We start from the raw sequence: 7,651 nt of genomic DNA on the forward strand, positions 1-7,651 counted from the left end.
CTCTTAGCGCAGGTTGACGAGGGTCTGCAGGACCGAGTCCTGCGTCTTGATGGTCTGCGCATTCGCCTGGTAGGCGCGTTGGGCCGTGATCATGTTGACCAGTTCCGCCGTCAGGTCGACGTTCGACACTTCCACCGCCGAGGCGCGCAAGTTGCCCAGGTTGCCCGTCTTGGGCTCGGCCGTGACGGGCTTGCCCGAAGCCGAGCTTTCCACCCAGGCGTTATTGCCCAGCGGTTCCAGGCCGTTCGGGTTGACAAAGTTGCTCAACACCACTTGGCCCAGGCTGCGCGTCTTGCCATTGTTGTACTGGCCCTGGATGATGCCGTCGTCGCCCACGATGAATTGACTCAGCTGGCCGGCCTTGTAGCCGTCCGCTTCCGTTTTCTTTTCCGCCGTGGCGCTGCCCAGCTGGGTCGACTTGGTGAAGTCGACCTGGACCGACAGGGTCGGATTCGCGCCCGTGGCCGGGAAGATTGGCAGGTTGACGGTGACGGGCAGGGTTTGCGGCGGCGTCAGGGCCAGCATGGCGGCCCGGTCCAGGGTGCCGAGGGTGTTGAAGACCAGCGAACCGGTCTTGACGGCTGGCACATTGGTGACGGCGCGGATGGCCGCGTCGATCTGGTCGGGCGTGCGGCTCGAGTTGATGCCATTCGGCACGGCACTGCCATAGGTGGCGGCGATGGCGGCCAGTTGCGCCGGCGTGGCGCCCGCGGCGGCGGCGGCGGCCGAGACGGCGGCACCGGCAGCATTGCCGTAGGCGACGGCGGCGGTCGTCACATTCGCCGGCACCAGCGGCACGGCCGTGGCGGCGGCCTGGTAGGCGGCGCGCGCGGCCAGCGAGGCGGCGTCCGTCTGCAGGGCGGCCGCTGCCTTCATGCTGGTCACTTCCGTGCCGTCCATGGCCGAGTAGACATCCCAGGTGTTGGTGCCCGTCTTGACGTAGAAATTCGACATGATGTGGGAATTACCCAGCGAATCGAAGACTTCCACGGGAAACGACTTGCCGTACGAAGAGTCTTCCGTGGTCTTGAACGGCACCGTGGTCGGCATGGTCGTATTCGAATTGAGGTTGACTTCCGTGCTGATCTTGGTCGTTGCCTGGGGCTTCATGTCCGACTGGTCGATCTGCAGGGGCACCATGGCGCCGGCGACGATCTTGCCGTTGGCGTCGGCCGGATAGCCGGTCAGCTGCGCCAGCTGGGCGTTGACGATGAAGCCGCTCTTGTCGACCTGGAACTGGCCATTGCGCGAGTACTGGATGGCGCCGTTGACGCTGGTACGGAAGAAGCCGGCGCCATTGATGGCGATGTCGAGGGGATTCGACGACGATTCCAGGTTACCCTGGTTGAATTGCTGGGCGATTTGCGAGACCGACACGCCGATCCCCGCCTGGTTGCCGCCCACGCCATACAGCGAGTTGGCATAAATGTCGGCGAACTGGGCCTGCGACTGCTTGAAACCTACGGTCGACGAGTTGGCGATGTTGTTGCCGATGACGTCCAGCGATTTGGCGGCGCCGTTCAAGCCGCTCAGGCCTTGTTGGAAAGACATTGTGTTCTCCTGGTAGAAATTAGGGGTAGAGGGTCACGCTCAGGGTAAGCGGCTTACAGAATCTGTTTCACGTCGGCCATGGTGATGCTGCCCACGCCCGGCACATTCAATTTCACGCCATTCGCGCCCGTCGACACGCTGGCGACCGAACCGAACATCAGCGCCGTTGCATCCTTGAGCTTGGTGCCTCCACGCGTCGCTTCCACCGTGAAGGTGTAGGCGCCGTCGGCCAGCACGACCGGCTTGCCATCCTTGTCGAGGTCGGCGGTGGACCCGTTCCAGCCCAGCGGCAAGGTGCCCGCCGCCTGTGCGCCCAGGTCGATGGAATGGACTTCCTTGCCATCCTTGTAGATGACGACCTTGACCTTGTCGGCTGGCGTGGCCAGGTCCACGCCCAGCAGCGCGGCGCTCTTGCTCAGGTTGATATCCTTGCCCGCCGTCAACACGCCATGGCCGATGATGTTGGCCGCCTGCATCGATTCGGCTTGCTGATAGCTGGCTTTCAAGCTTTCCACGGTGGTATTGAGCTTGTTGACGCCCGTTACCGTCGACAGCTGGGCCAGCTGGCTGGTCAATTGCGCATTGTCCAGCGGATTCATCGGATCCTGATTTTTCAGCTGGGTGACCAGCAGGGTGAGAAATTTGTTCGTTTCCGCTTCGACACTGCCTGGCTCGGCCGTCGTCTTCTTCGGATTCATCGTCGCCATCAGGTCGGTGATTTTGGAGGTACTGGTATCGATGGTTGCCATAATAATCAGTCAGCCTTATTGGCCGATGGTGAGGGTTTTCAGGAGCAGCGACTTGGCCGCGTTCATGGTTTCCACGTTGGTCTGGTACGAACGCGAAGCCGACAGCATGTTGACCATCTCGTCGACCGTATTGACGTTGGGCATGGTGACATAGCCCTTCTCGTCGGCCAGCGGGTTCTTCGGGTCGTAGACCAGCTTCATCGGCGACGGGTCTTCGATCACCTTCTGCACCTTGACGGCCGTGGCGCCATTGGCCATGGGCACGGCTTCGAACACCACCTGCTTGGCGCGGTAGGCTTCGCCCGTGGCGCTGGTGGCGCTGTCCGCATTGGCCAGGTTGCTGGCCACCGTGTTCAGGCGCTGCGCCTGGGCGCTCATGGCCGAACCGGAAACATTGAAGATATTAAATAGCGACATGATTATTGTCCTCCCTGGATGGCCGTCAGCATGCCCTTGATCTGCGAGTTGAGGAACGTCACGGCCGCCTCGTAGCGGATGGCGTTGTCGGCAAAGGCATTGCGCTCGAGATCCATGTCGACCGTATTGCCATCGACGGCGCCCTGGGCCGGCGCGCGGTACAGCAACGGCGTGCCGTCGGCCAGGGTCTCGACCTTGCCGCCACCGCTTGCGCCCGCTGCGGCGGCCACGCCCTTGCCCGGCATATGCTGCGGCGCCGTGCCTTTCAGGGCAGGCGGCACACCATCCTTGCGCGCCATCGCGCCCTTCAGCGCGGCGGCGAAATCGACATCGCGCGCCTTGTAGTTGGGCGTGTCGGCATTGGCGATGTTCGAGGCGAGCAATTCCTGGCGCGTCGAGCGCAGGCTCAGCGCCGTCTCGTTGAAGCGCATGTAATCGTCGAGTTTCCCTATCATGTCAGGCTCCGGAAAGATCTGCCACTGGCGCCCGAGATGGCGGAAGGATGGCGGTATAGTGATGACAGGAAACATAGTACGGCGCCCACCCGCAAGACCATCGCCGGATCAGACCATACTTTTACCCCTTAATCGGCGCTTCGAACGGGGCCGCCCACACTATCATGGCAGTATTCCAGAGGCCTATCACCATGAAAACACCGCTTGCTTTCCTCTTCGCTCTTGCCGCCCTGCCACTGCTGGCCCAGGCGCAAAACGCCGGCCGGCAAACGCCGGAAGCGCTGCGCAACAGCGTGGAACAATTCCTGCAAGTACAAAGCAACGGTTTGCCCGGCAAGGTGACGATCACCGTCGGCGCCGTCGATCCGCGCCTGAACCTGGCCGCCTGCCCCGCGCCGCAAGCGTTCATGGCGCCGGGCGCGCGCGCCTGGGGCAAGACCACCGTCGGCGTGCGCTGCACGGCTCCAAGCAGCTGGACCATTTATTTGCAAGCCAACGTGGCCGTCGTGGGCGACTACGTGGCCAGCGCCGTGCCGCTGGCGCAAGGGCAAGCCATCGACACCAGCCAGCTGGTGACGATGCAGGGCGACCTGGCCGCATTGCCGGCAGGCATCGCCACGGACATGGCCCAGGTGGTCGGCGCCAGCACGAATATTTCCTTGCCGCCAGGCACGCCGATGCGCCTCGACACCTTGCGCCGCAAGCCGGTGGTGATGCAGGGCCAGCTGGTGCGCGTCGTTTCGAGTGGCAACGGTTTCCAGGTGGCATCAGAAGGACGCGCCATCGGCAGCGCCGGCGATGGCCAGACGGTGCAGGTCCGCACGCAGAGCGGCCAGCAGATCAGCGGCGTGGCGCGGGCCGGGGGGATGGTCGAAGTAGCCTTCTGAACACGGATGGACAGCGATATTGTGGTCTGGCGCACTAAAGTTTCGGGAGAAGGTGCCGATAATGACACATATCCCGGAGTTTTTTGACTTCGACCAGACGAGGATCACGCTGTGAAAATTACCGACAACACCATTAAAAGCAATCCCGGCCTGCCGGTGGCGCCCGCGAGTACCTCCGGCGCCCGGAATGCCGAGAAAGCCCAGGCAACACCGACGACGTCGGACAATGTACGCCTGTCGCCGCAAGGACAGGCATTAGCGGCCAGTGCAACTGCCGGCAGCGGCGCCGTGTTCGACACGAAAAAAGTCGAACGCATCAAGCTGGCGATCGCCGACGGCCAGTTCCAGGTCAACTCAGAAAAAGTGGCGGACGGTCTCCTCGACACGGTCAAGGACTTGCTGCACTCACGAAATAGATAGGTTCCCTCATGCAATCAGTGACTCCGTTTTCCAGCCTGCGCGACGAGCAACAGCTCATGACCACATTGCTGGCATTGATGAAAGAAGAACAGCGGCATCTGGTTGCGGCTGACATCGATGCAATCACGGAGCTCACCGTACGCAAGACAGCACTCGTAGGACAATTGAGCCAGCTGGCGGCGCAACGCCACCAGGCGCTGGCGGCAGCGGGCTTTCTCGCCGCCGAAGCGGGCATGGAAGACTGGCTGGTCGGCGCCAATGAAGCGGAAGCGGCGCCCCTGTGGAAAGCCCTGCTCGAGACGACGCGCGAAGCCAAGGAGCAGAACCGCCTGAACAGCCTGCTCGTCAACAAGCACATGGTACATACGCAAGGCGCCCTGAACGCCATGCGCCCCCCGGCCCAAAGCGGCAATTTCTACGGCCCCAGCGGCCAAGCAACGACGAACACGGCCAGCCGGCGCGTCGTCATCGGCTAAAATCCTTGATTCGACGCTCACCCCAACAGGTCTGGAAACAAGAGCGATCCGCACAATATTAGTCCATTGACACAAGCATGCGCCGTGGCTGCCGCCACATAGGCTGGCGCCAGGCCCATGCTGCGTGCCGTCAGGTAGCTGGCCGAGAGGATGCCTCCACCAATAAAAGTCATGCAGGCATGCACAATGCCGGAACCACCCATGATGTGCAACAGGGAAAATAGCGCCGCGCTGACCAGCAGGCCAAATCCGGCGCGTACCCTGTAGCGGCGCAACACTTCAAGCGGCAGCCACTGCCCGATGAGCGTCTCGAACAACGGCGCCCAGACGACGGCTATCCAGAATACCGTCGCCGTGCTGGCGCCCTTCAGGGATTCCGAGGCGGAATCCCCCAGCTGCTGCGGTGAAAACAGGGCCTCCGCCACCAGCAGCATCAGCATGCAAATGAGAAAACTGACGGCGCCCACACACAAGCCCAAGCGCATGGCGCTCCGCATGGGGTGCGTTGCCATGCGCGCCCGCAGAGCAGCCAGCTTGATAGCCAGTTGCGGCATTGGCACGTTCGTCGCTTTCATCATCCCTGCATTTATCCCCATGGCGTGCCCGGCCCACAGGGCAGGTGTGCGGCCATCATACCGCGACAGCATAGCGCCAACAACACTAATTATTGCAAGACATGCATGCCCTGTGCGCCTCAACCGTGGGCGGGACGCCCCGCGTGCTGGCGCCATTTCACCACGATGGCTTGCGCCCTGGCGCTGGCGGCCGCCTGCTGCTCCGGCGTCAGTTCCGCCTGCAGCCAGTGCCAGTATTCATCCTGATATGGATTGGTGACGCCGGGCGCGAGGATATCGTCGTAGACCTGGCGCAGGGCCAGCAGGTAGCCATACGCTTGCGGCGCATCCTTCTGCACCACCTCGCCATCGCGCAGGTAGGCCATCATCAGCGTCGACACGCTGCTCAGTTCCGCCTCGTCCGCCTGCGCCGTCAGCTGGGCGATGGCTTGCCGCTTCCACGCCTGCACCAGCGGATCGTCGGGACGGTTGCGCAGCGCGCTGCGGTCGCCGAACGGGCCTTCCGACAGGAACAGGGTGGCGGCGCCGGGCACGCCGCCTTGCGCGGCGCTGGCCAGATAAGCGAGACGGTCCTCGCGCTGGCGCTGCGTCAGGCCCCCGCACAACTGCTGCTGGGCGGCTTTTTCTTCCGCCGTCATCTCGCGTCCCAGTTCGAATTCCAGCCCCGGCAAGCGGCTTTCGCGCTGGAAGACGATGCAGTCGTCGATCAGGTTGAAGGCCGCATACGCGTCTTCCGGCTTGCCGCTGGCGCCCAGGCGTTCTAGCCGCCGCGCCAGGGTCACGGCAACGGGCGCGGCATCGGCGGCCGGGGTGGCGTCGATATTCAGATACGATGCCAGGCTGCGCCCCGCCGGCGCGCTGGCGGCAACGGCGACAGGTTCCGGCGCGCCGCCGTCGGGCGCTGGCCAGTACACGAGCGCCAGCACGGCCGCGATGGCGGCGGCGATGGCGATGCCGGTGAATTTGACGTTCATGGAGACGATGCGCGTGGATGGGAAGCGCACGTTACCACATGCGCGCGGCAGCGGGCCGCACGCCTGTGCACCCTCAGCCGCCGGCCTTTTTCGCCTGGTGGCCCAGTTTGGCCAGCGCGGCCAGGATGGTGTCCACATGGTCGCCCTGCACTTCGATCACGCCATCCTTGACCGTGCCGCCCGAGCCGCACTGCGTGCGCAACTGCTTGCCCAGCAGGGCCAGCGCGATGGCGTCCAGCGCCAAGCCTTTTACCACCGTGACGCTCTTGCCGCCGCGGCCCTTGGTCTGGCGCGACACGCGCACCGCGCCGTCGCCGATTGGCGCCGCTTTGGCTTGCGCCTTGCACGCGCATTGCGCCAGCGGCTGGCGGCAGGCGGGACACATGCGGCCCGTTTCGGTGGAATAGACGAGACCGCCCAGGGAGCTGCTTTTCATGAGGAAGAGATAAAAGAGAGAATGCCGCGATTGTACCAAGCGGCGGCGTTCAATTGGCTGGCGCCACGGGCGCCGTCGGCACTTCCGTCACCGTTTCGGGGATGCCCGACAAAATCGTCACGGCGACCCGGCGGTTGCGCGCGCGCCCTTCCGCCGTTTCATTGGGCGCCACGGGAATATTGTCGGCGTGGCCGACGGCCGTCAGGCGCGAAGCCTTGACGCCGCTGGCGATGAACAGGCGCACCACGGCGCTGGCGCGCGCGGCCGACAATTCCCAGTTCGAGGCAAAGTTCGAATTGCTGATCGGCTGCACGTCCGTATGCCCTTCCACCTGCACGTCGTGCGTATCGTCCTTGAGCAGCACGGCCACGGCGCGCAGGGCCTGGTCCGACTCCGTCGTCAGGCGCGCCGCGCCCGGATCGAACAGCACGCTGGCATTGATTTCCACGCTCACGCCGCGGCTCGTCTGCGTGACCCGCACCTTGCCCTCCTTCACCAGCGGCGCCAGGGTCGACGTCAGATCCTGCGCCAGGCGCGTCATGTGTTCGCGCTCGCGGCGGATGGCTTCCGTGCGGCGCTTCAGGGCGGGATTCGGCAGCGGAATGGCTTGCGGCGCTTCCATGATGATGGGCGGCGCGCCCTTTTCCAGGCTGAAGGCTTGGCCGATGGCATTCTGGAAGACGCGGTATTTGCCTTCGTTGACTTGCGAAA

General features: G+C 64.0%; 11 protein-coding genes. 3 read left to right on the top strand and 8 right to left on the bottom strand.

The genetic code is table 11. The features are described 5' to 3' along the window. Positions 1 to 3: 3 nt before the first annotated feature. From HWE17_RS25580 to flgB, 4 genes are read right to left on the bottom strand one after another with little or no spacing between them, the layout of a single operon-like run. On the bottom strand, positions 4 to 1,551 hold the full coding sequence (locus tag HWE17_RS25580; RefSeq protein ID WP_099402988.1) for a flagellar hook protein FlgE: 1,548 nt from the start codon (positions 1,549 to 1,551) through the stop codon (positions 4 to 6). 53 nt (positions 1,552 to 1,604) lie between these two features. After that, positions 1,605 to 2,300 (bottom strand): flagellar hook assembly protein FlgD, encoded by a 696-nt coding sequence (locus HWE17_RS25585; RefSeq protein WP_035821390.1) that lies wholly within the window; start codon positions 2,298 to 2,300, stop codon positions 1,605 to 1,607. Between the two features lie 15 nt (positions 2,301 to 2,315). Beyond that, positions 2,316 to 2,717, bottom strand: a complete 402-nt coding sequence (flgC, locus tag HWE17_RS25590; protein WP_034754081.1) for a flagellar basal body rod protein FlgC — start codon at positions 2,715 to 2,717, stop codon at positions 2,316 to 2,318. Positions 2,718 to 2,719: 2 nt separating this feature from the next. Further along, entirely contained in the window at positions 2,720 to 3,172 is a 453-nt protein-coding gene (flgB, locus tag HWE17_RS25595; protein WP_176390719.1) for a flagellar basal body rod protein FlgB, read from the bottom strand. A gap of 191 nt (positions 3,173 to 3,363) precedes the next feature. On the opposite strand from flgB, the gene flgA reads away from it, so the two are divergent. The 3 genes from flgA (at position 3,364) to HWE17_RS25610 (ending at position 4,955) form a co-directional block, all read left to right on the top strand. Beyond that, positions 3,364 to 4,059 carry a flagellar basal body P-ring formation chaperone FlgA gene (gene flgA / locus HWE17_RS25600; RefSeq protein ID WP_176390720.1) on the top strand — a complete coding sequence of 232 codons (696 nt, stop codon included), beginning with the start codon at positions 3,364 to 3,366 and terminating at the stop codon, positions 4,057 to 4,059. A 111-nt stretch (positions 4,060 to 4,170) separates the two neighbouring features. Continuing rightward, positions 4,171 to 4,479 (top strand): flagellar biosynthesis anti-sigma factor FlgM, encoded by a 309-nt coding sequence (flgM, locus tag HWE17_RS25605; RefSeq protein WP_034787161.1) that lies wholly within the window; start codon positions 4,171 to 4,173, stop codon positions 4,477 to 4,479. 8 nt (positions 4,480 to 4,487) lie between these two features. Further along, positions 4,488 to 4,955: a flagella synthesis protein FlgN gene (locus HWE17_RS25610; protein ID WP_035821394.1), complete on the top strand. Its 468-nt coding sequence runs from the start codon at positions 4,488 to 4,490 to the stop codon at positions 4,953 to 4,955. Positions 4,956 to 4,972: 17 nt separating this feature from the next. Here HWE17_RS25610 and HWE17_RS25615 read toward each other — a convergent pair whose 3' ends face one another. From HWE17_RS25615 to HWE17_RS25630, 4 genes are all read right to left on the bottom strand, one after another. Next, on the bottom strand, positions 4,973 to 5,395 hold the full coding sequence (locus HWE17_RS25615) for a CPBP family glutamic-type intramembrane protease (RefSeq protein ID WP_176390721.1): 423 nt from the start codon (positions 5,393 to 5,395) through the stop codon (positions 4,973 to 4,975). 254 nt (positions 5,396 to 5,649) lie between these two features. Further along, the gene (locus HWE17_RS25620) at positions 5,650 to 6,534 is read right to left on the bottom strand and encodes a hypothetical protein (protein ID WP_176390722.1); all 885 of its coding nucleotides are present in this window, start codon (positions 6,532 to 6,534) and stop codon (positions 5,650 to 5,652) included. 43 nt (positions 6,535 to 6,577) lie between these two features. After that, positions 6,578 to 6,940, bottom strand: a complete 363-nt coding sequence (locus HWE17_RS25625) for a translation initiation factor Sui1 (RefSeq protein ID WP_176390723.1) — start codon at positions 6,938 to 6,940, stop codon at positions 6,578 to 6,580. 49 nt (positions 6,941 to 6,989) lie between these two features. Then, a partial coding sequence (locus HWE17_RS25630) for an OmpA family protein (RefSeq protein WP_176390724.1) occupies positions 6,990 to 7,651 on the bottom strand: 662 nt, incomplete at its 5' end.

Origin of the sequence: Janthinobacterium sp. BJB401 (assembly GCF_013372745.1) — a bacterium.
Taxonomy (GTDB): domain Bacteria; phylum Pseudomonadota; class Gammaproteobacteria; order Burkholderiales; family Burkholderiaceae_D; genus Janthinobacterium; species Janthinobacterium rivuli.